Genomic DNA, 20,933 nt, shown 5'->3' with positions numbered 1-20,933 from the left:
CACCGGTGTCTTGCGGGCACGGCAGGATGGGCGGGTGAACGCGTACCTCGGCATCGACCTCGCGTGGGGGCTCGGCTCCGAGCGCAAGGCCGCGAACGAGACCGGGCTGGTCGCGATGGACCACGACGGCACGATCACCGACGCCGGGTGGGCCCGCGGGGTCGACGCCGTCACGGACTGGATCGCCGAGCACCTGGGGCCACGATCCCTGATCGCCGTGGACGCCTCGCTCGTCGTGACGAACCCCACGGGCATCCGCGAGTCCGAGCGGCAGGTCGGGCAGCGCTACGGCCGGTGGAAGGTCGCGGCGAACCCGACGAACCAGGCATCGGCGGCGAGCGCCGGCTCAGCGCTGCTCGACCGGCTGACCGCGCTGGGCGTGGGCTACGTCTCCGACACGGACTCGATGCGCCGACGCACCGGTCCGGCGATGTTCGAGTGCTACCCGTACACGACGCTGGTCGGGGTGGAAGAGCTCGGCTACGACGTGGAACGACCCCGGTACAAGCGGCTCGACCTCCGGATCCCCGCCGCCGAGGCACGTGCCCGTCGCGCCGAGGCCTTCGACGAGCTGGTCCGGCGGCTGCGCGAGACCCCGCTCGACCCGCCGCTGCTGCTCGACTCCCATCCGCTGACGCGGCGGCTCGCCGATCCGTCGGTGCTGCACGGTCCGACGCACAAGCACCGCGAGGACCTGCTCGACGGGGCCCTGTGCGCGTGGACGGCGGCGTTCTGGGAGCGACACGGCGACCAGCGCGTGCAGATCCTGGGAGGTGATCGGGGCCTCCCATCCGACCCGCTGGACGAGGCGGGCCGCCGGCCCGTCGTGGTGGCACCCGCACGCCCGTCGCAGCGGAGGCCGCGCGGCTAGGGTTGAGCGGTGAGCACGACGACCGAACCCCTGCACATCGGGCTGGTGTCGCTGCACACCTCCCCCGGAGACGAACCCGGTTCGGGCGAGGTCGGCGGCATGAACGTCGTCGTCCGGCACCAGGCCGAGGCGCTGGCCGACCTGGGCCACCACGTGGACATCATCACGCGCCGGTCCGCTCCGACGCAGCCGGACTCGGTGTCGCTCGTGCCGGGCGTGTGCCTGCGGTTCCTGTCCGCGGGGCCGGCCGAGCCGGTGCCGAAGGGTGAGCACGACGCGTTCATCGAACCGTTCCGTCACGAGCTGCAGCAGCTCGGGCCGTTCGACGTCCTGCACTCGCACCACTGGTTCTCCGGCGCCGCCGCACTGCCCGTCGCCCGCGAGCGCGGCATCCCCCACGTGCAGTCGTTCCACTCCATCGCCGCCGACCCGGCCACGCCGCTGTCCGAGGGCGAACGCCCCGAGTCGGCCGGCCGCATCGCCGGCGAGGAACTGCTGGCTCGCGAGTCGGACGCCGTCGTCGTGGTGTCCGAGGCCGAGGCCTCGACCGTGCGCACCCGGCTCGGTGGCGACGACGCCCGCATCTGGATCGTGCCGCCGGGGGTCGACGGGTCCGTCTTCCGGCCCGCCGCGGTCGGTGCGCGCCGCGCCGCCACCCCCTACGTGGTCGCGGCGGCGCGCGTGCAACCGCTGAAGGGCCTGGACCTGGCGATCGAGGCGATCGCCGACATCAGCCTGGAGGCCCGCCCCACCCTCGTCATCGCGGGCGACGTCTCGAGTGAGGCGGGCGACTACGTGGACGAACTGCGTCGGCTCGCCGACGCGCGGGGCATCGCCGACCACGTCACCTTCGTCGGGCCGCAGTCGCGTGCCGACCTGGCGTTCCTGTTCCGTGGCGCGGCAGCCGTGCTCGTGCCGTCCCACTCCGAGACGTACGGGCTCGTCGCACTCGAGGGCTCCGCTTCCGGGGTGCCGGTCGTGGCCGCCGCTGCCGGGGGTCTGCGTGAGGCCGTGGTCGACGGGGAGACGGGCGTCGTGCTCGAATCCCGCGACCCGCAGGCGTGGGCGGACGAGATCGAGCGGATCCTGACGGATGCGCCGTACGCCGCCGGGCTCGCCGCTGCGGGCCGGGAGCACGCGGAGCGCCTGAGCTGGGAGCGGTCGGCCGCGGGGCTCGAGGACGTCTACCGCCGGGTGCTCGGGCGATCGTGAGCGGGACGGGCGGTCGGTTCGCCGCGTTCTGGGCGGCGCTCGACGCCGTGCCCGTCGAGTCGGACGCCGAGGCGCTCTACGACGTCGGATCGGCCGAGGGACGGCTGCGGCGCGCGAACCTGGCGCGGTACCTGGAGCAGGCCGGGGCAGGGGCCGACACGTTGCTCGTGGCCGAGGCCCCGGGGTGGCGCGGCATGACGAACACGGGTGTGCCGTTCACGAGCATGCGCGAGCTCGCGTCCGGGTACTCGGTGCCACCGGAGCCGACGGCACCGTGGGAGGCCTCGTCCCGCGTCGTGCACGCCGCGCTGGAGAGCTGGCGCGGTGCGCTCCCGGTCGCGTGGGCGATCTTCCCGCACCACCCCTTCGTGGCACCGGACCGGCTGACGAACCGGACGCCACGGCCCGCCGAGGTCCGCTCGGGCGCACCCGTCGCGCTCGCGCTGCTCGAGGCCCTCGGCGGTGCGGACCGGGTCCGGGTGGTCGCGGTCGGTCGGAAGGCGCAGGGAGCGCTCGCCCTGGCCGGCATCGAGGCGATCGCCGTGCGGCACCCGGCGCAGGGCGGCGCGAAGCAGTTCACCGAGCAGGTGCGGGCGCTGGACCGCTAGCCAGCTGTTCGATCGCGCGGGCGTCCCGGTCGCATCCTGGTCGCGTCCCGCTCAGGCGGAGCGGACCTCGACGCCCTTGGCCGCGAGCCGCTCGGCGACGTGGGCGGGCAGTGGAGCGGCGGCGTACACGGTCCGGAGCTCCGGCAGGTCGAGCAGGTCGTCCCAGTTCTGCGGGTCGAAGCGGTCGTCCGAGCCGTCCCAGCCGGGGTGGACGTCCCGCAGCACCTCGAGGTCGGAGTCCACCGTGATCTCGGTGACGAGCGACAGGTGCGACGGCAGCAGGTCGAGGTCGTCGTAGTACTCGCGCGCCCGGTCGTCCTGCCCGTCGACGTCGAGGTCCTCGTCGGTCTCGTCCTCGGCGTCCGGATCGTAGGGGTCGAGGACGTCGAGGTCGTAGCAGAGGACGTCGAGCACCAGGAGCTTCGCGTTGAAGTCCGCGAACTCGATGGGCTCCTCGGTGGTGTTCGACTGCTGGTCCATGGCCGGAGCGTATCCGTCGCCGAGCGACCGTGTTGCGATCGCGAGAAACCTTCCTGTGGGACTGGACAGAAAGGCACCTCGCGCGCAAGGGTGACGCATGGCCACCACCAAGACGGACCGCCCACAGCAGGAGCAGCACGAGCTCCGCCGGGTCATCGGTCCCAAGCTCCTGCTGCTCTTCATCGTCGGCGACATCCTCGGCACGGGTGTCTACGCGCTCACCGGTCAGGTCGCGGCCGAGGTCGGCGGGGCAGCGTGGCTCCCCTTCCTCATCGCGTTCGCGGTCGCGCTGCTGACGGCGTTCTCGTACCTCGAACTCGTGACGAAGTACCCGCAGACCGCCGGTGCCGCCCTCTACGTGCACAAGGCGTTCGGCATCCACTTCGTCACGTTCATCGTGACGTTCATCGTGATGTGTTCCGGGATCACGTCGGCTTCGACGGCATCGCGGGCGTTCGCGGCGAACCTCGGCGCCGGGTTCGGCATCGAGCTTCCGAACGGCGTGGTGATGCTCATCGCGATGGGCTTCATGCTCGCGGTGATGTTCATCAACTTCCGCGGGGTGAGCGAGAGCGTCAAGACGAACGTCGTGCTGACGTTGGTCGAGCTGTCCGGTCTCGTCATGGTGATCCTGATCGGGTTCTGGGCGATCGCGGGCGGCAACGCGGACTTCTCGCGGGTCGTGATGTTCGAGACGCCGGAGGACAAGTCCCTGCTGCTGTCGATCAGCACCGCGACGTCGCTGGCGTTCTTCGCGATGGTCGGGTTCGAGGACTCGGTCAACATGGCCGAGGAGACCAAGGACCCCTCGCGCATCTTCCCGAAGATCATGCTCACCGGCCTCGGCATCACCGCCGTGATCTACGTGCTCGTGTCGATCTGCGCCGTGGCCGTCGTGCCGATCGGTGAGCTTGCCGGCAACGAGACCCCGCTCGTCACCGTCGTGCAGACCGCCGCGCCGGACTTCCCGATCGCCGACCTGCTGCCCTTCATCTCGATGTTCGCCGTCGCCAACACGGCCCTGATCAACATGATGATGGCGTCGCGCCTGCTCTACGGCATGAGCAAGCAGGGCGTGCTGCCGGGCTTCCTGTCCCGCATCTCCCCCGCCCGTCGCACCCCGTCGACCGCGATCGTCTTCACCACGCTCATCTCGCTGCTGCTGATCGGGTGGGTCTCGCTCGACCCGGACTCCCCCATCGTCGTCGTCCTCGGTGGCACCACCTCGCTGTTGCTGCTGACGGTGTTCGCCGTCGTCAACGTGACCGTGCTCGTGCTGCGCCGCGACAAGGTCGACCACAAGCACTTCCGAGCCGGCGTCGTCATCCCGGTCATCGGCATCGTCACGTGCCTGTGGCTCGTCATGCCGTTCTCGTCCGGTCGTGACCCGCAGCAGTACCAGATCGCCGGCGCACTGCTGGCCCTGGGCGTGCTGCTCTGGGTCCTGACTTGGTTCACCCACGGACGGAAGCAGGCCGAGAAGGCCCCGACCGGACTCGTGACGGAGCCGACGAAGGTGCAGCGCCCGCCGCACGACCACCGCGACGTCTGATGGACGCGACGAGCGTCATCTGGACCGTCGTCGTCGTGGTGATCGCCGCACTGTCCCTGTCCGCCGGAGGCTGGCGCCTTCGTCGGGGTCGACGGGACGACCGACGCGACCGGTGACCGCCGCGCACGGATGACCCGTGACGGTTCTGGTTCGCGAAGCCCTGCGCTTCGTGAACCAGAACCGTCACTCGTTGCCGGGAACGCACCTGCCCCGGAGCGAGCCACCGACGGCGAACCCAGAGCCGCGGAGCGCGGAGCGTGCGATCACGGCGGGCCGCCGCACGCTTCCCAGGAGGCGCCCGTACGCTCGTGCTGCTCTTCCTGCTCCGCCCGCCCAGCCCGTCGAGAGGTCCGTCATGCGCCGTGTCGGCATCACCCTCGCCTCGGTGTTCGGCGCCGGGATCGTGGCGGTCGGCATCGGTGTGGTCGTCCTCGTCGTGATCGCGGTCAACTCGCTCGCCGGCATCGCGAAGTCGAGCGCCGCCACCCCGACTCCCGCCTGCCCGGCCGTCGCCTCGAAGACGATCGGCGGGATGGTCGTGCCGGCCGGACCCGTCGGCGGCTTCTGCCAGGACCGCCTGGTAAACGCCGCACACGTGATCGAAGCCGCCCAGGCGCTCGGCATCGGCCCGCACACGCAGGCCGTCGGGGTGATGACCGCGATCGGCGAGTCGAGCCTGGTGAACCTGGACCACGGCGACGCCGCGGGCCCGGACAGCCGTGGCCTGTTCCAGCAGCGTGACAACGGCGCCTGGGGCACGTACGAGCAGCGGATGGACCCGTACACGGCCGCGTCGATGTTCTACGCGAAGCTGGTGAAGGTGCCCGGCTGGAAGACGATGAGCCCGACGCAGATGGCGCACGCGGTGCAGATCAACTCGGACCCGGACCACTACGCGAAGTCGTGGCCGCAGGCGAAGGCGATCGTCGAGGAGCTCACCGGCCAGGACGTGCCGGACGCCGCTCCCCAGGGCTGACCACTCACGAGGCCACCGGCTGCGTGTCCTCGTCGAACTCGACGATCGCGGCTCCGCCGGAGTGCACGACGACCTGGGCGCGGAGCCGGATCGAGTGCTCGTCGAGGGCGCACGCACAGGCGTCGACCCACTCCCAGTCCACCGGGTAGAGCCGGTCGGCGTCAGGGCGCTCCCACACGAGCACGACGTCGACGGCGCCGAGCTGCGCCACGATGTCCGCGATCAGGGCCGCGAAGTCGTCGACGTGCTCGTCCGGGGAGTACGGCAGATCGGCGATCGGCAGCAGGAACGGGATCGACATCCCACGGTCGTCGAGGAACAGCACCCAGCACTGCCGGCGCAGCGGTCGTTCGACGACGGCTTCGACGAGTCGGACGACGTCGTCGTCGGTGCGGACGGGTTCACGGATCAGGCGGTCGAGCATCTCGGTGTCAGGCATGGCTCCAGCGTGTCGAACCGGAAGCCACCGCCCGAGGCGCGGTCCGGGTTCTGTGGAAAGCCGCTCCACGGACCCAGCCTGTGAGGGAAGAGTCCCTCAGATGCCGTGCGTGACCGAACTGTCGACGAGCAAGAGCGAGGCGAAGAACACCGCGACGATCGCCGCCATGCCGACGAGCACCACCGGCCAGGTCAGCCGCCGTCGCACGAGCCGCAGCACGCAGACCGTGATCGTCGCGACCAGGACGGCCGCCACGATGATCGGCCCCACGACGACTACCGAGTCACCCAGCGTCTCGTTGCACGTGTTGCCCGGCGCCCCGCACGACACGAACGCGAGCGACATCAGCCGGATCCCCCACCCCGCTGCCAACGCGCCGACCGTCAGCACGACGAGCAGGGCGGTGGAGGCGACCAGGTCCGCGACGCGGCTGCGACCGGCCAGGGGGTGGCGGGCCTCCCGACCGAAGCGTGACGGGCCGGACCCGAGCGGATCCGGACCCGCGCCGGGGGCCGGACCGCTCCGCCGCGCGGGCGCGGCCATCAGGAGCGCCGGCCGCGCGTCGACCAGAGGGCGAGCGCGATGAGGACGGGCTGACCGAACAGGCGGACGAAGCGCTTCTCGTCGCTGTCCAGACCGAAGGCGTCGCGGCGGTTCACCCACTGCGACAGGTTGCCGGGGAAGATGACCGTGAAGAACAGGGCCGCGACCGAGCCGACGAAGCGGCGGGCCGGCTTCGGAGCGAGCACCAGGGCCGAGCCGAGCGTGATCTCCGCGACCCACGACGCGAGCACCGTCGTGTCGTCGTCCAGGGGGACGAAGTCGGGCACCTGCGCCGTGAACTCCTTGCGCGCGAAGGTCAGGTGACTGGTGCCCGCGACGACGAGGGCCAGGCCGAGCAGGACGCGGAAGAAGGAACGCATGCCTCCATGGTGCCCGTTCCCGCGATCGGGTGCCCGCGCTGCGCGACCTGGACGTGCTCGAAGCGAGGTTCACTCGCTAACATGCGGTCCATGGGAGCAGTTGCTCGTGACCACGAACCGCCGGCAGCCCCGGCGACCTTCGCGGTGCTGCTCGGACCGGTCGCGTTCTACCTCGGCATCATCGTGCCCGCGCAGTCCACCGTGCGGCACGTGCTGCTCGGTGCGGTGTTCGGGCTCGTGTGCGTGCTGAGCGGCTGGCGGGCGATCCGGATCGCCGGGCGTCGCCGCGCGGTGCAGGTGTGGTCGTGGATCGGCATCGTGATCGGGACCGCCGGGCTCGTCATGCTCGTCTGGCAGGTGCTCGTGATCGTGACCGGGGGCGCGTTCCCGCCGCCGTTCTGGTCGCCGTACGCCAACCGCTGATGCGGTCCGGCCGGGAGGCCCGGGTCGGGTCCGCCCCGCCGCGCACGACTCCGGTCGGTCCGGATCAGGGCCGCCCCGGGAGACGAGACCGGGTCACCAGCCGAGCGTGCCGGGCGCGCCCTTGAACGGTCCGACGATGTCCGCCGTGATCCAGCCGCCGTAGAAGTCGCCGTCCTGCGCCTGGACCCGTTCGCCGCCGACCTCGCACGAGTCCATCGCGGACGGGTAGATCGCCACGCGTTCCCGCAGCGACTCGTAGCCGGGCACGGGCGTCGGGTAGTTCCAGGCGGCACGGCTCGCGACCGTCCCGTCGCCGCCGACGATGTCGAAGTAGCGCGCCAAGCCCTTGAACTCGCACATGCTCGAACCGGACGCCTTCACGAGCGCGCCCTCGGCCAGGTCGGCCATCGGCAGGTAGTAGACCGGCGGGTGCGAGGTCTCGAGCACGCGGACGGCGTCGGTCGTGTCGGCGACGACCGTGCCGCCCAGGCGGACGACGACGCGGGCGGTGACCCGCTCGACGGCGGGTGGGCGGGGGTAGTCCCAGACGGACTCCTGGCCGGGGCCGGGCTCGGTCCTCTTCGGGTGGCGCATGCTCCAGGTCTACGCCCGGTGCCTGCGGTGCAGCCGCGTGCGTGCCTCGCGCCCCCGACCTTTCGCGCTGAGCGACAGTTCACGGGATCGGCGGCGCGAGAAGTGTCGTCCAGCGCGAAACCCCGCCCCGGCCCCGCCGCCCAACCCGCCCCGGCCCCGCCAGCCGCCAGAACGCCCGCAGCCCGCCCGTGCGCACGGCCGCCTCCGGGTGCACCATGGGCGGGTGACGACGACGACACGCACCCTGTTCCGACGGAAGCCCATCGACACGATCGATGACGAGACCGGGGGCGAGGGCGGCCTGAAACGGCACCTCGGTCTGTGGCAGCTCACCGCGATCGGCATCGGCGGCATCATCGGTGCCGGCATCTTCACCCTCGCCGGCACCGTCGCGAACGGCGTCGCCGGACCCGCGGTGCTGATCAGCTTCCTGGTCGCCGGGGTCGCGAGCGCCGCCGCTGCCCTGTCGTACGCAGAGTTCGCGGGGCTCATCCCGAAGGCCGGCAGCGCGTACACGTACGGCTACGCGGTGCTCGGCGAGATCGTCGGGTGGTTCATCGGCTGGGACCTGCTGCTCGAGTACACGGCGATCGTGGCGGTGGTCGCGATCGGCATCTCCGGCTACGTGGGGTTCCTGGTCGGCCAGTTCGGCATCGATCTGCCCGCGTGGATGCTCGGCGCCCCGGGCACCGGTGACGGGCACGTGATCGACGTCTTCGCGATCGCGTTGTGCCTGCTCACCGCGTTCGTGCTGACGCGCGGCATCCGCAGCGCCGCCCGGTTCGAGTTCGTCGCCGTCGGCATCAAGGTGGCGCTCGTCGTGCTCATCGTCGTGCTCGGCGTGTTCCACATCAACAGTGCGAACTACTCCCCGTACTTCCCGTTCGGCTTCGGCGGCGTGATGACCGGCGCCGCCACCGTGTTCTTCGCCGTGTTCGGCTACGACGCCATGTCCACCGCGGCCGAGGAGTCCACCGACGCCCGCAAGCACATGCCGAAGGCGATCCTGCTGTCCCTCGGCATCTCGATGGTGCTGTACGTCCTGGCGACCCTCGTGCTCACCGGGATGCAGAAGTACACCGACATCGACCCGGCGTCGGGCTTCTCGTCGGCGTTCGCGTCCGTCGGTCTCGGCGGTGTCGCCAACGTCATCGCGATCGGTGCCATCGTCGGCATCGTCACGGTGCTGGTGACGTTCATGCTCGGTGCCTCGCGCGTCTGGTTCTCGATGAGCCGCGACGGTCTGATGCCGAAGTGGTTCGCGAAGACCGACCCGAAGCGGCACGTGCCGACCCGGGTGACCTGGATCCTCGGCGTCGCGTCGGCGATCCTGGCCGGGGTGCTGCCGATCGGTGTGGTCGCCGAGCTCACGAACATCGGCATCCTGCTCGCGTTCGTCGTGGTGTGCTCGGCCGTGGTGGTGCTGCGCTACCGGCAGCCCGACCTGGACCGCCAGTTCCGGCTGCCGTTCATGCCCGTCATCCCGATCATCGGCGTCATCGCGTCGCTGTGGCTCGTCACGTTCCTGCAGTGGGAGACCTGGGTGCGGTTCGCGATCTGGTTCGCGATCGGGCTCGGTGTGTACTTCGGGTACTCGCGGAAGCACAGCAAGCTGGCGGGGGCCGAGGCTCCTACAACCCGGTAATCCGCAGGTCGTCCGCCGAATCGGCCGTCGAGCTCATGAGTGTGGTCGCGGCGCCAGCGCGGTCCGCACTGTCGGGCGAGATGTGCGCATAAATGTCGAGGGTCGCCTCCGACGGGCTGAGCACGGAGCGGGCACGGGACCAGAATTCGCGCAAACCAAGATCAGCGTGATCGGGTCAGGAACGGGGAGGCACTAATGATCGTCGCCAGCAGCCGCGCCACTCTCCTGGGGTGCGGCATCTTGCGGTTCAGCGCCTGTCTCTCCGGCGCGGCGCGAGTCATTCTCGCTTGCGCTTTGCGAGTAGTTCTTCATTCCGATCTCAGCGAGGGAGAGTCCGGTGATCCGCTCGAACGCGGCGACGGCTGCTACCGCCGATCGTTGTCCTCGGAACCACATGGCGAACGCGGTTGTCGCGGCTGATGCAACGAGCGAGTCCTGCCTGTACGGGTTGGTGGCGGCGAGCATGACCACGTTGGCAATATTGGCGTCTTTCTTGTCCAGCAGTAGATGCATCCGGAGGATTTTGGCGTTCTCATCGGCTGCCTCGGTCCCCCTCGAGATGTGATCGAAGATCTCGGGTACGAGCGTCGAGAGTTCGTCGCGGCGACCTCGAACATCGTCGCCATGGCGCTTCCAACGTTCCAGGAAAAATGGTCCGATGACGGTACCTGCGAAAGCGACGACGGCACCGATTACTACTGCCCACCCGTCAGTCATAGGAGGAACCTACCGCGGTTCTGGTCGATCCCGACGCGCCGAGCCGGGTGAGTGGCGGGGGCGTTCACCTCTAGGCGAATAATTCATAACACCGCATGGCCGCCCGAGATCGTGGGCATTCTGCATCATAAGACGGGGACTACAGCGGAGGAGCCTCGCTGTCAGTCGGGCCAGCCGTCGCAAGCCACTCGGTGCGCTGACGTTCGCGCTTCCGCAGATGGAACGCACCGACACCTGAGCCAACGAAACCGAGGATGGCGAGCGCGATCACCATCGCCCAGGTGGCTTCCACTCGAGGCTGACCAACACTGTCAGTCAGAACAACTCGAAAGAACACGCTTGAGAACACGAAGTACACCCACAGCAGCAGACCCCAGCCCGCAAGACGCGTTGCCCACCCGTAAAGCAGCACCCGCCGCTTCCGCGGTGCTCGGTACTGCAGGTTGATCCGCTTCGCCAGCGCGTTCCGAAGCCAGATCAGCTCAGCTCTGCCTTCGAAGTCATCTTCCGCGTCCTTCAGTACAGCAGTCACTCGTTCGAGTTGGCGGATCGCGGACTGTTCTCTCGCGATCCCCAGAGCACCGAGTACAGCTGTCACCAAGACAGCCGCTAACGGAGCCACAACACCCCAGTCCACAGGCGTCCTTTCCTCGCAGGAAGCGTATCGAGGCGCTCTCAGCTGATCGAGTCCCCAAGGTAGGGGCATCTTCAGCACAGGTATGGGCTGTCGGAGACGGGTCCACCGATAGCCGGACCCACTGAACAGCCGCGTAGCGCGGAGCGCTCGGAGCGATCCTCATCTACCCCTACACTCTCTGTGAGCACAGAGGGGGAACCTTGGTCAATTACGGTGTTAGCCCGTACGCCATTAGCTTCAATCCGTCGTATGCGCGGGGTGGTGAACAGCGACCGATACATGACGTGGATGGACAGGGGACCAGTGCGACGACTCCCCTGCTGGCAGCACTGACTGCCCTTCACGGCGACAGTCTTTACCCCGACGAAGACGACGCGAGCCGATTCCTCCGTGTCACTCGCCTGCAGCAGTTCGACCACTTCATCTTCGCGGAATTCGGTGTCGCTCGGACTGGGCTTGAGGGCAATCTGCACCCCAAAAATGCGGAGAAGGTGCCCATCAGCTCCGACGATATGTCCGAAACTTACGTTAGATCGGTGTTCTTTGCTCCTACCGACGGGCATGAGCTCTACTGGTTGAACGAACGAGCTGGAACGACGACGCCCTACGGCACCTTTGAGAAGAGGCTCCGGTCGAAGATGCGTGAGGCCTTCGGGGATTTCACCTACAAGATCTCCCCGGTTGCTGACTGGGCGGCGGTGAAAAGCTGGGCGGAGACCGTGCCAGTGCGCGATATGACCTTTGTGGCGCCACGCAGCGGCGGGTCGAGCCAGTCGATGGACGTGAACGGCATTAAGGCTCGCGTCGAAGTCAAGATCAAGCCGAAGGCACCGCTGGCTCTGCGATCGCTCCTCAAGGACGATGGCCCGGACCGAAGCCTCGTCTTCGGGTTCCTGGCCGGATCGGTGTTCGCTGGCCAGAGTAGCGTCAGTGCCGACAGCGTCGTAGCTGACGGGTGGTCAGCCCGTGTCACGTTTGACACTCCCAGCGGGCGGCAGCGCTCGTTCGGCCTCGACGTCGTCGACAAGGACCCCACACTCGTCTACCAGGTCGGTCCGAAGTCGGACGCTGGCACTACGCTTCGACCAACGGACGTCGACTTCCTCAAGGGATGCGCCGAGTTTGTTGCCGATGCTGATGCCTTGGTAGCAGGTGCAGACACGATCCGGACCGACCTGGTGATCTCAACTCCAGAACAGTGAAGGGTGGGACATGAATGGCGTATCGATTCTTCGACTGATCCGTGACCAGTTCTTACCTAAGAACACTCCGCCCAGCGTAGGGCGAAAGAGACTCACCGGCCTTCAAGTTGGATGGGTCGTCTTGGCCGTCATGGTGGCTATTTTGTATGCGCTTTTCGGTGACTCGGAGAGCGCTTCGAGCTCAGTCCTTGCTGCCAACGCCATCTTCACCGCCCTGTCGCTCACCATGGCGATGTTCTTCTGGCCTCGGGCAATCGATATAAAGAACGACCCAAAGCTTTTGAAGAGCGACGCCCGATGGTATGTCTACCTCCTGACGACTCAGCTCTTTTGGACCGTCATAGTCGGCATCTTCGCCACGGGCGCGACAATCCTGTGTCTGGCTATCGATTCCTTCCTGAAGCCGGTTACCGACAATCTTCTCGCGGCCTGCGTCGGCCTTACGGCATACCAGGTCTTACTGCTTGGCCAGTCCGTCTTCCGGCTGTATGCGGCGACGTTTTGGCTTTCCCGGTCCTGAGTCAAGCCCCTCAATCAGAGATCTCATCGAGAAGCCCCGATCGTCGCCGGTCGGGGCTTCTCACATTTACCGCCTTGGGATGAGCTATCGGCCACGTGGTTTGGTTCCACTGACATGGTGGTCCCCTTTGGAGGCTGCCCGCGTCAACATAACCCATACGGGCCCGGTGGTCGCCCGCCCATCAGCTACCGCGGTAAAGGCAAGCGGGCGGGCTTGGAGGCTCAGCGCCCCGTGGAAGTGCTTACCGTCGATTCGAATGGTTGGCCGCGCAAACGAGCATCTTGCTCAGCCTCGGCGTTCCAATCCTCGACGAGGATGCGCCTGACGACGAACTGGAGGCACCTCAACCGCAGCTCGTGGCTGACTTACGGCTACGCACGCAGGACATGGTCGCTGACCAGCACCAGCCGAACGTGAGGCAGTTGTAGCAATCGTCGACCGTTTCGGGCGGCCCTCCTAATCGCGGATCCCCCGCAGGTCGCGGCTGAGCGACTCCAAGCAAGCTGGACGTGCCGACGAGCGGCTGGCCCTCAGCGACCGCCGATGCTCCGCCGACGCCGGCAGCGCCCGCGCCGCTCAGCGCCGCAACGTCTCCCGCGGGTACTCCCCGAACCGGTTCGCGTACACCGAGGCGAACCGCCCCATGTGCGCGAAGCCCCACCGCCGGGCGACGTCCGCCACCGAGGTCGCCTGCGGGTCGAGGATCCGCAGTTCCTCGTGCACCCGTCCGAGCCGTACCTCGCGCAGGTACGTCATCGGCGAGCGCTCGAACGCCCGCTGGAACGACTCCTGGATCCCCCGGATGCTCAGCCCCGCGGCCTGCGCGATGTCGGCGACGGTGAGCGGCTGGTGGGCGTGCGCCTGGATGAACTCGACCGCGGCCCGGAGTCGTCCGTCGCTGCGGGTGCCGTAGCCCGCGGGGAACCGCTCGGCCTGCAGCGGGTACATGCGGAACAGGGCGCGGGCGACGTCACGCTGCGCCTCGTGCCAGGCGAGGGACTCGTCGCCCTCCTCGCGCAGCGCACGGAGCGCGCCGGACACGGCGGTCCGCCACTGGCCCAGAGCTGCGGAGTCAGGCGTCGTCGTGGTGTCGAACGCCATGGTGCCGTCGACCAGGTGGTCTTCGGCGGCGACGTCGAGCACCAGGTCACGACGCAGGTGCACCAGGCGCTGGTCCCAGTCCTGGTACTCCATCTCGAACCGGCGCTCGACGGGGAACAGCGTCGGGACGCCGGGCTGCATGCGGACCTCGTCGCGGCCGACGTCGACGCGGGCCTCGCCGCGTTCGAGCCACTGCACGACGACCTCGCCCTCGGTGGCGACGTCACCCCGCAGGTACCCGTGCATCTGGGAACGGCGGACACTCAGCCGTTCGTCACCGACACCGACGTACTTGAACCAGTAGTCCTGGTCGAGGGCTCGGGAGTACCAGGCCTTGCCCGCGTACAGGCCGGCGAGCGAGCTGATGGCCTCGTCGGTGTCCTGACCAGCCACGGCGACGAGCGAACGCGGCGAGGTGGGGCGTGCAGCAGGATCGGAACCCGGAGCGGGCGCCTGCGACTCGGTCGTGTCGGTCATCGGAACACCTCTCTCTCCTGGAGCAGAGCGGTGTGGTCACCTCCGGGTGGTCCCCGGCCTGCCCTCTCACGCTAGGGAGCAGCGGGTGGTCGTACAACCGGGTTGCGCTCTGCGGCCTAACGGCCGGTCCAGCGAACCCAGCCGTGCACCTGAGCGGCCGCGCTCTCGAAGGACGAGTGCCCGCCGGTCAACGAGTGGTCCGGGGAATCGACGGTGTACGTGTCGGTCCGGGTGATGTCGCACACGACCTCGGCGTCGATCCACCCGTTCCAGTGGTCGGCTGAGTCGCGTACCCACCGCAGTCGGTCCGGCATGAGGTTCCAATCGATTCCGTGGACCGCTGTCGCCGCGCTCCGCGTTGGACGGTAGTCCTGTCAGATGTCCGTCGCACAGGGTGGCGGCGGGGATCGTCGGTGGTGACTGGCACGATGGTCCCGTGCCTGCTGCCCCGATGATCGACGCCGTCGACGTCATCCGCTTCGTCGGGCCGCAGACCTTCGGCCGCGCACGCGACGTCGTCCGCGCCGGCCTGGTCGACGATGCCACCTGGCACGACGACGACGGCACGGTCACCGCGGTCGTGTCCGGCACCGCCGACGACCCGTACGAACTCCGCGTCGACACCACCCCGGCGCGCGGCGACTTCGTCCGCCCGGTCCGCAGCACCTGCAGCTGCCCGCTCGGCGGCGACTGCAAGCACGTCGCGGCCGCGCTCCTCACCATCAACGCCCGCGCCCTCGCCGCGAACGCCGGCCCACGCCCGGAAACGCCGGCTCCGCCGCCCTCGGACTGGAGGCACGACCTCGCCCGCCTCGCCGGTGACGACGAGCGGGCACCCACCCCGCAGGGCACCCGGATGGGACTGCAGTTCGAGTTGCGTGACGCGGTCCCCGCCAAGCTCGCCTCGCGAGCCCGTGCCGCCGGCCGCGCCCTGCCCGCGCCGTCCCGCAGCGTTCGGCTCGGGGTCCGGCCGGTGACCCGCAGCGACGCCGGCAACTGGGTGCGCGGGCAGCTGACCTGGGGCACGCTCCCCTACTCGCAGAACCGGCTCGGGGTCGGTGCCGAGCAGCACGCCTGGTTCCTGCAGCTCGCCGCCCTGCACCGCGCCGGGCAGCTCGCGGGCCTGCCCGGTGAGAGCGACTGGCTGCACCTCGACGACTTCCGGAGCCCCCTGCTCTGGCCGCTCCTGCAGCAGGCCGCGGCGCTCGACATCGCGTTCGTCACCGGCAAGCGCGAGGGCGGTGCGGTGCTCGGCAAGCAGGCCCAGGTGCTGCTCGACGTCGCCCGGCACGACGACGCCGTGGTGATCGGCGCGAGTGCCGTGCTCGACGGCCGGCCCGTGGTACCCGGAGCAGCGCGGATGATCGGCGACCACGGCGTCTACGTGTTCCGCGAGAGCCCCGAGTTCACGGTCGCCGTCGCCCCGACCCCGGCGCCGGTGCCCGAGGACCAGCGCCGCATGCTCGTCGAGGGCACCCGGATCACCGTGCCGACCGCCGAGGTCGACGAGTTCCTGGCCGACTGGTCGCCCCGGTTGCGCGGCGCCCTCGGCCTGGTCAGCTCCGACGGCTCGGTGGAGCTGCCGGAGCGCACCCCGCCGGAGCTCGTGCTCACCGCGACCTTCGAGCCGGCCCGGGCGCCGCGCACCGACGACCGCGTGCACCTGCACTGGCGCTGGCACGTCGACGGCCGGAAGGACCCGGTATCCCTGCACGGCCCGCTCCCCGACCTGTCCGGGCTCCGTGCCGCCGACGATCCTGCCGGCACCGACAGCCCCGACAGCACCGACGTCCCGGCCAGTACCAACGGCGCCCCCGTGGCGGACCCGGCCGCGGCGGTGGAGCCGACCACGGCGATGACGCCGGCCGACGACGCGACGCAGGCCGGGCCTCCCGTCCGCCCTACCGGACCCGGTGGCGGGCTGGACTGGTTCCAGGACGGCACCATCGACGGGGCCGACGTCGCGGTGTTCGCGAACGAGTTCCTGCCCGAGCTGCCGTCGCTCGGCATCCGCACCCTCGTGCAGGGCGAGCGCCTCGACTACGAGCGGTTGAGCGGGCGGCCGCACATCCGTGTCACGACGATGCCGTCGGACAAGCACGACTGGTTCGACCTCGGCATCATCGTCAGCGTCAACGGCAAGCAGATCCCCTTCACGCCGCTGCTCACCGCGCTGGCGGGTCGGCAGCGACGGCTCAAGCTCGTCGACAACTCGTACCTGTCGCTGGCCGACCCCGCGTTCGACCGGCTCAAGGAGCTCATCGACGAGGCCCGCGACCTGGACGAGTGGGAGCCCGACCAGCCGATCGCCGTCACGCCCCTGCACGCCGGGCTGTGGTCGGAGTTCGACCTGCTGGCCGACGAGACCTCGCACGACGAGCGGTGGCAGGCGATCGCCTCGGGGCTGCTCGGGGCGACTCCCCCGGGTGACGTCCCCGTGCCGGACACCGTGCACGCCGACCTGCGGCCGTACCAGCACGCCGGGTACGCGTGGCTGTCGTTCCTGGTGACGCACGGCATCGGCGGGGTGCTCGCCGACGACATGGGGCTCGGCAAGACGCTGCAGGTGCTCGCGATGGTCGCTGCCCGTCGTGCCGCGGAGCCCGACGCGCCGCCGTTCCTGGTCGTCGCACCGACCTCGGTCGTCGGCAACTGGGCCGCCGAGGCCGCCAAGTTCGTGCCGTCGCTGCGGGTCGCGACGGTGACCTCGACGTCGCTGAAGGACCCGGCGCTCGTCGCCCGGACCGCCGCTGCGTCGGACGTCGTCGTCACCTCGTACGCGCTGCTGCGGCTCGACGCCCGTGCCTGGACCGACCTGCCGTGGTCGGCGCTGGTGCTCGACGAGGCCCAGTTCGTGAAGAACCCGCAGTCCCAGACCCACCGTGTGGCCTCGGAGCTGCAGGCACCGGTGAAGTTCGCGATCACCGGCACCCCGCTCGAGAACGGGCTGACGGACCTGTGGGCACTGTTCCACATCGTCGCGCCCGGGCTGCTGTCCACCTGGACCCGGTTCGGCGACGACTACGTGAAGCCCCTCGCCTCGCCCGAGCTCCGCGGCGAGGCCCGGCAGGAACTCACCGGGCGGCTGCGCCGACGGATCCGGCCGCTCATGCTCCGCCGCACCAAGGAAGCCGTCGCGGCCGACCTGCCACAGAAGCAGGAACAGGTCGTCCGGGTCACGCTCGACCCCGCGCACCGGGAGCTGTACGAGCGCACCCTGAACCGGGAGCGCCTGAAGGTCCTCGACCTGATCGACGACCTGTCGAAGAACCGGATGATCGTGTTCCGGTCGCTGACGCTGCTGCGGATGCTCGCGCTGTCGCCGGCGCTGGTGTCGACGCCTGCGAGCGACTCGGATGTTTCCGCACCTCAGATCCCCTCGGCCAAGCTCGACCTGCTGCTCGACGAACTCGAACAGCTCGCGGCAGAGGGCCGTCGCGCCCTGGTGTTCAGCCAGTTCACCTCGTTCCTGCGGATGGTGTCCGACGCCCTCGACGCTCGCGGCATCGGCTACGAGTACCTCGACGGCTCCACCCGCAAGCGCCCGGAGGTCATCGAGCGCTTCCGGCAGGGCACCGCCCCGGCGTTCCTCATCTCGTTGAAGGCCGGCGGGTTCGGGCTCACCCTGACCGAGGCGGACACCGTGTTCGTGCTCGACCCGTGGTGGAACCCCGCCGCCGAGTCCCAGGCCGTCGACCGCACGCACCGCATCGGGCAGACCCGGTCGGTCAGCGTCCAACGGTTCATCGCCGAGGACACCATCGAGGAGAAGGTCCTCGCCCTCGCCGCCCGCAAGGCCGAGCTGTTCGCCACGATGATCGACGACGACGCCCTGTTCGCCGACGACCTGACCGCCGACGACATCCGCTCCCTGCTGACCTGAGCCGCTGCGCACACCGCCGCACCACCGTTCCGCCCGCACCACCGTTCCGCCCCGCACCACCTGGAGTCCCACCGCATGACGTCCCGCCGACGCCGCAGCCGCATCACCCTGACCTCCGTCCTCGTCGTCCTGGCCCTCGCCGTCGGCGGCTACGCCCTCGACGCGTCCGGCGTCCTCGGGCCGGACGCCGACGCGGCGGGCACGACCGCGGCGGGCGGCCCCACGGCCGGGGAGACGACCACCATCGGACCGCAGCAGGCGTCGTCGGGGGCGACCCCCGCCTCCAGTCCGACCGTCAGCCGCGGAACCGACGCCGACGCGGTCCGCGCACGCACCCAGCTCGCCGACCTGCCCGTCAAGGGCAAGGCAGCCGGCACCGGCTACGACCGCACCGGCGACTTCGGCAGCGCCTGGCTCGACGTCGACCACAACGGGTGCGACACCCGGAACGACGTCCTCGCCCGCGACCTCGCCGGCATCACCCGCGAGGGCCGCTGCAAGGTCCTCACCGGCACCCTCGTCTCGCCGTACACCGGCGCGACGGTGGACTTCATGCGCGGCAACACGACGTCGACGCTCGTCCAGATCGACCACGTCGTCGCGCTCGAGAACGCCTGGCGCACCGGGGCGCAGCGGCTCACCGAGACCGAACGGCAGGCGCTGGCGAACGACCCGGTGAACCTGTTCGCCGTCGACGGCCGGTCCAACTCGCAGAAGGGCTCCGGCGACGCGGCGACCTGGCTGCCCGCGAACAAGGCGTTCCGCTGCACCTACATCGAGCACCAGGTCACGGTGAAGGCGAAGTACCGCCTGTGGGTGGCTCCGGCGGAGCGGGACGCGATGGTGCGGGTGCTGGACGCCTGCTGACGTCGGGCGGTCCGGCGCCGCTGGGTGTCGGCTCGGAGGCCCGGCGCACCTCCGCCCCGCGTGGCAGGCTGCGGGCATGGCTGAGCAAATCACGGTCCCACAGGCGTTCGCGCTCCTGCAGGTCGAGCCCGACGGACGCCACGCGCTCGATGGTTCGACGCTCGACACCGGTCTCGCGGGAGCGGTCCTCGCCGACCTCGCGCTGCGCGGTGCGGTCTCGCTGCAGGACGGACTCGTCGCCGTCGTGAACGGCGCCGCAACGGGCGACCCCGTGCTCGACGGCGTGGTCGGCTCCATCGCGGCGGCCGGTGCACCGCGCAAGGCGAAGTGGTGGGTGAGCCGACTCGGCAAGCGCCAGCTGCGCGACGACGTGTTCGCCGGACTCGTCGAGCGCGGCGTCATCAGCGTCGAGCAGGGCAAGGTGCTCGGCCTCTTCCCCACCACGAAGCACCCGGAGCGGGACGGAGCCCCGGAGGCGCTGCTGCGATCCGGCATCGCGGACGTGCTGGCCGGCCGCGCAGGACCCACGCCGTTCTCTGCCGCGGTCATCGGCCTGCTCGACGCGACGAACACCCTGCGCAAGCAGTTCGGCGCCGTCGACAAGAACCTGGTCAAGGAGATCACCTCGGGCACCTGGGCGAGCCCGGCGGTGAAAGCGGTACTCGAGGAGATCGAGGCCGCGACGATGGTCGTGATCATGGCGGCGACCATGGCGACGACGACCTCGATCGTCACGAGCTGAGGCAGGCAGCGCAATGGTGCGGGTGCTGGACGCGTGCTGACCCCGTTGTTAAACGACAGGTGTAGTCTAGCTATATGGATGCAGATGCATCGATCGGACTCGCTGCCCCACCGCGGACCCCGAGCCCTTCACCGTCGAAGACCTCAGGAGGCCTCCCACCATGCCCGAAACCAGCACCGTCACCGCCCGCTTCGCCGACCGCGTCGTCCTCATCACCGGCGGCGGCTCCGGCCTCGGCCGCGCGACCGCCGTCCGCCTGGCCGCCGAGGGCGCTGCGCTCTCCCTGGTCGACGTCTCCGAGCAGGGACTCGAGGCGACGAAGACCGCCGTGCTCGAGGCCACCCCGGACGCGCAGGTCCTGACGACCGTCGCCGACGTGTCCGACGAGGCCCAGGCCGACGCCTACGTCACCGCCACGACCGAGCGCTTCGGCCGCATCGACGGCTTCTTCAACAACGCCGGCATCGAGGGCAAGCAGAACCCCACCGAGTCCTTCACCGCCGCCGAGTTCGACCGCGTCGTGTCGATCAACTTGCGCGGCGTGTTCCTCGGGCTCGAGAAGGTGCTCAAGGTCATGCGCGAGCAGGGCTCCGGCATGGTCGTGAACACGGCGAGCGTCGGCGGCATCCGCGGCATCGGCAACCAGTCCGGGTACGCGGCAGCCAAGCACGGCGTCGTCGGCCTCACCCGCAACTCGGCCGTCGAGTACGGCCGCTACGGCATCCGCATCAACGCCATCGCCCCCGGAGCCATCTGGACGCCCATGGTCGAGAACTCGATGAAGCAGCTCGACGCGGAGAACCCGCGCAAGGCCGCCGAGGAGTTCATCCAGATCAACCCGACCAAGCGCTACGGCGAGGCCCCCGAGATCGCCGCCGTCGTCGCCTTCCTGCTGTCCGACGACGCGTCCTACGTCAACGCGACGGTCGTCCCGATCGACGGCGGGCAGTCGGCCGCGTACTGAGTCCGTCACCTCCGACGCCCGGCCCACGTCCGCGTGCGCCGGGCCTCGGCCTGGAGGCGCGGCTCGGCCCCGCCGTGTCCGCCGACCGTGACAGCATGGT

22 protein-coding genes are annotated in these 20,933 nt (G+C 69.7%); 13 read left to right on the top strand and 9 right to left on the bottom strand.

Annotated elements, in window-relative coordinates:
• Positions 1–34 precede the first annotated feature (34 nt).
• From HQQ79_RS06770 to HQQ79_RS06760, 3 genes are read left to right on the top strand one after another with little or no spacing between them, the layout of a single operon-like run.
• Positions 35–871 carry a DUF429 domain-containing protein gene (locus HQQ79_RS06770; RefSeq protein WP_035808202.1) on the top strand — a complete coding sequence of 279 codons (837 nt, stop codon included), beginning with the start codon at positions 35–37 and terminating at the stop codon, positions 869–871.
• Between the two features lie 9 nt (positions 872–880).
• The gene (locus tag HQQ79_RS06765) at positions 881–2,083 is read left to right on the top strand and encodes a glycosyltransferase (protein ID WP_027465191.1); all 1,203 of its coding nucleotides are present in this window, start codon (positions 881–883) and stop codon (positions 2,081–2,083) included.
• Positions 2,080–2,691 carry a uracil-DNA glycosylase gene (locus HQQ79_RS06760; RefSeq protein ID WP_173033254.1) on the top strand — a complete coding sequence of 204 codons (612 nt, stop codon included), beginning with the start codon at positions 2,080–2,082 and terminating at the stop codon, positions 2,689–2,691. Before HQQ79_RS06765 ends, HQQ79_RS06760 begins: the two co-directional genes overlap by 4 nt.
• Before the next feature lie 51 nt (positions 2,692–2,742).
• On the opposite strand, the gene HQQ79_RS06755 is transcribed toward HQQ79_RS06760, so the two are convergent.
• A complete protein-coding gene (locus HQQ79_RS06755; RefSeq protein WP_051596670.1) occupies positions 2,743–3,171 on the bottom strand; it encodes a hypothetical protein in 429 nt (142 codons plus the stop codon).
• A 97-nt stretch (positions 3,172–3,268) separates the two neighbouring features.
• Between HQQ79_RS06755 and HQQ79_RS06750 the strand changes: the two genes are divergently transcribed.
• A complete protein-coding gene (locus tag HQQ79_RS06750) occupies positions 3,269–4,723 on the top strand; it encodes an APC family permease (protein ID WP_027465189.1) in 1,455 nt (484 codons plus the stop codon).
• Between the two features lie 355 nt (positions 4,724–5,078).
• The gene (locus HQQ79_RS06745) at positions 5,079–5,699 is read left to right on the top strand and encodes a hypothetical protein (RefSeq protein WP_051596669.1); all 621 of its coding nucleotides are present in this window, start codon (positions 5,079–5,081) and stop codon (positions 5,697–5,699) included.
• A gap of 4 nt (positions 5,700–5,703) precedes the next feature.
• On the opposite strand, the gene HQQ79_RS06740 is transcribed toward HQQ79_RS06745, so the two are convergent.
• From HQQ79_RS06740 to HQQ79_RS06730, 3 genes are all read right to left on the bottom strand, one after another.
• Positions 5,704–6,138, bottom strand: a complete 435-nt coding sequence (locus tag HQQ79_RS06740) for a hypothetical protein (protein WP_027465188.1) — start codon at positions 6,136–6,138, stop codon at positions 5,704–5,706.
• A gap of 96 nt (positions 6,139–6,234) precedes the next feature.
• The gene (locus HQQ79_RS06735) at positions 6,235–6,708 is read right to left on the bottom strand and encodes a DUF6264 family protein (protein ID WP_367948091.1); all 474 of its coding nucleotides are present in this window, start codon (positions 6,706–6,708) and stop codon (positions 6,235–6,237) included.
• Positions 6,681–7,061 (bottom strand): hypothetical protein, encoded by a 381-nt coding sequence (locus tag HQQ79_RS06730; protein ID WP_173033250.1) that lies wholly within the window; start codon positions 7,059–7,061, stop codon positions 6,681–6,683. Before HQQ79_RS06730 ends, HQQ79_RS06735 begins: the two co-directional genes overlap by 28 nt.
• Positions 7,062–7,151: 90 nt before the next feature.
• On the opposite strand from HQQ79_RS06730, the gene HQQ79_RS06725 reads away from it, so the two are divergent.
• Positions 7,152–7,484 (top strand): hypothetical protein, encoded by a 333-nt coding sequence (locus HQQ79_RS06725; protein ID WP_035808197.1) that lies wholly within the window; start codon positions 7,152–7,154, stop codon positions 7,482–7,484.
• A gap of 93 nt (positions 7,485–7,577) precedes the next feature.
• On the opposite strand, the gene HQQ79_RS06720 is transcribed toward HQQ79_RS06725, so the two are convergent.
• Positions 7,578–8,078 (bottom strand): DUF427 domain-containing protein, encoded by a 501-nt coding sequence (locus tag HQQ79_RS06720; protein WP_173033248.1) that lies wholly within the window; start codon positions 8,076–8,078, stop codon positions 7,578–7,580.
• 223 nt (positions 8,079–8,301) lie between these two features.
• Here HQQ79_RS06720 and HQQ79_RS06715 point away from each other — a divergent pair, with 223 nt between their 5' ends.
• Entirely contained in the window at positions 8,302–9,723 is a 1,422-nt protein-coding gene (locus tag HQQ79_RS06715; RefSeq protein WP_173033246.1) for an amino acid permease, read from the top strand.
• Between the two features lie 192 nt (positions 9,724–9,915).
• Here HQQ79_RS06715 and HQQ79_RS06710 read toward each other — a convergent pair whose 3' ends face one another.
• Positions 9,916–10,440, bottom strand: a complete 525-nt coding sequence (locus HQQ79_RS06710) for a hypothetical protein (protein WP_173033244.1) — start codon at positions 10,438–10,440, stop codon at positions 9,916–9,918.
• 139 nt (positions 10,441–10,579) lie between these two features.
• Positions 10,580–11,038 carry a hypothetical protein gene (locus HQQ79_RS06705; RefSeq protein WP_173033242.1) on the bottom strand — a complete coding sequence of 153 codons (459 nt, stop codon included), beginning with the start codon at positions 11,036–11,038 and terminating at the stop codon, positions 10,580–10,582.
• 239 nt (positions 11,039–11,277) lie between these two features.
• Here HQQ79_RS06705 and HQQ79_RS06700 point away from each other — a divergent pair, with 239 nt between their 5' ends.
• Both HQQ79_RS06700 and HQQ79_RS06695 read left to right on the top strand, forming a co-directional pair.
• Positions 11,278–12,279, top strand: coding sequence for a hypothetical protein (locus tag HQQ79_RS06700; RefSeq protein ID WP_173033240.1), 1,002 nt, complete (start codon positions 11,278–11,280; stop codon positions 12,277–12,279).
• A 10-nt stretch (positions 12,280–12,289) separates the two neighbouring features.
• Positions 12,290–12,799 (top strand): hypothetical protein, encoded by a 510-nt coding sequence (locus tag HQQ79_RS06695; RefSeq protein WP_173033238.1) that lies wholly within the window; start codon positions 12,290–12,292, stop codon positions 12,797–12,799.
• 576 nt (positions 12,800–13,375) lie between these two features.
• On the opposite strand, the gene HQQ79_RS06690 is transcribed toward HQQ79_RS06695, so the two are convergent.
• A complete protein-coding gene (locus HQQ79_RS06690) occupies positions 13,376–14,377 on the bottom strand; it encodes an AraC family transcriptional regulator (RefSeq protein ID WP_173033236.1) in 1,002 nt (333 codons plus the stop codon).
• Between the two features lie 116 nt (positions 14,378–14,493).
• Entirely contained in the window at positions 14,494–14,691 is a 198-nt protein-coding gene (locus HQQ79_RS18390) for a hypothetical protein (protein WP_027465181.1), read from the bottom strand.
• A 122-nt stretch (positions 14,692–14,813) separates the two neighbouring features.
• Between HQQ79_RS18390 and HQQ79_RS06685 the strand changes: the two genes are divergently transcribed.
• From HQQ79_RS06685 to HQQ79_RS06670, 4 genes are all read left to right on the top strand, one after another.
• Entirely contained in the window at positions 14,814–18,260 is a 3,447-nt protein-coding gene (locus tag HQQ79_RS06685) for a DEAD/DEAH box helicase (protein WP_173033234.1), read from the top strand.
• Between the two features lie 75 nt (positions 18,261–18,335).
• Positions 18,336–19,127, top strand: coding sequence for an HNH endonuclease family protein (locus HQQ79_RS06680; protein ID WP_254066173.1), 792 nt, complete (start codon positions 18,336–18,338; stop codon positions 19,125–19,127).
• Between the two features lie 76 nt (positions 19,128–19,203).
• A complete protein-coding gene (locus HQQ79_RS06675) occupies positions 19,204–19,869 on the top strand; it encodes a GPP34 family phosphoprotein (protein WP_173033232.1) in 666 nt (221 codons plus the stop codon).
• A 160-nt stretch (positions 19,870–20,029) separates the two neighbouring features.
• Positions 20,030–20,833 carry a glucose 1-dehydrogenase gene (locus tag HQQ79_RS06670; protein WP_173033230.1) on the top strand — a complete coding sequence of 268 codons (804 nt, stop codon included), beginning with the start codon at positions 20,030–20,032 and terminating at the stop codon, positions 20,831–20,833.
• Positions 20,834–20,933 lie beyond the last annotated feature (100 nt).

It is taken from the genome of Curtobacterium sp. VKM Ac-2852, assembly GCF_013205045.1.
Taxonomy (GTDB): Bacteria; Actinomycetota; Actinomycetes; order Actinomycetales; family Microbacteriaceae; genus Curtobacterium; species Curtobacterium flaccumfaciens.
This window is presented reverse-complemented; position numbering and strand designations above follow the sequence as displayed.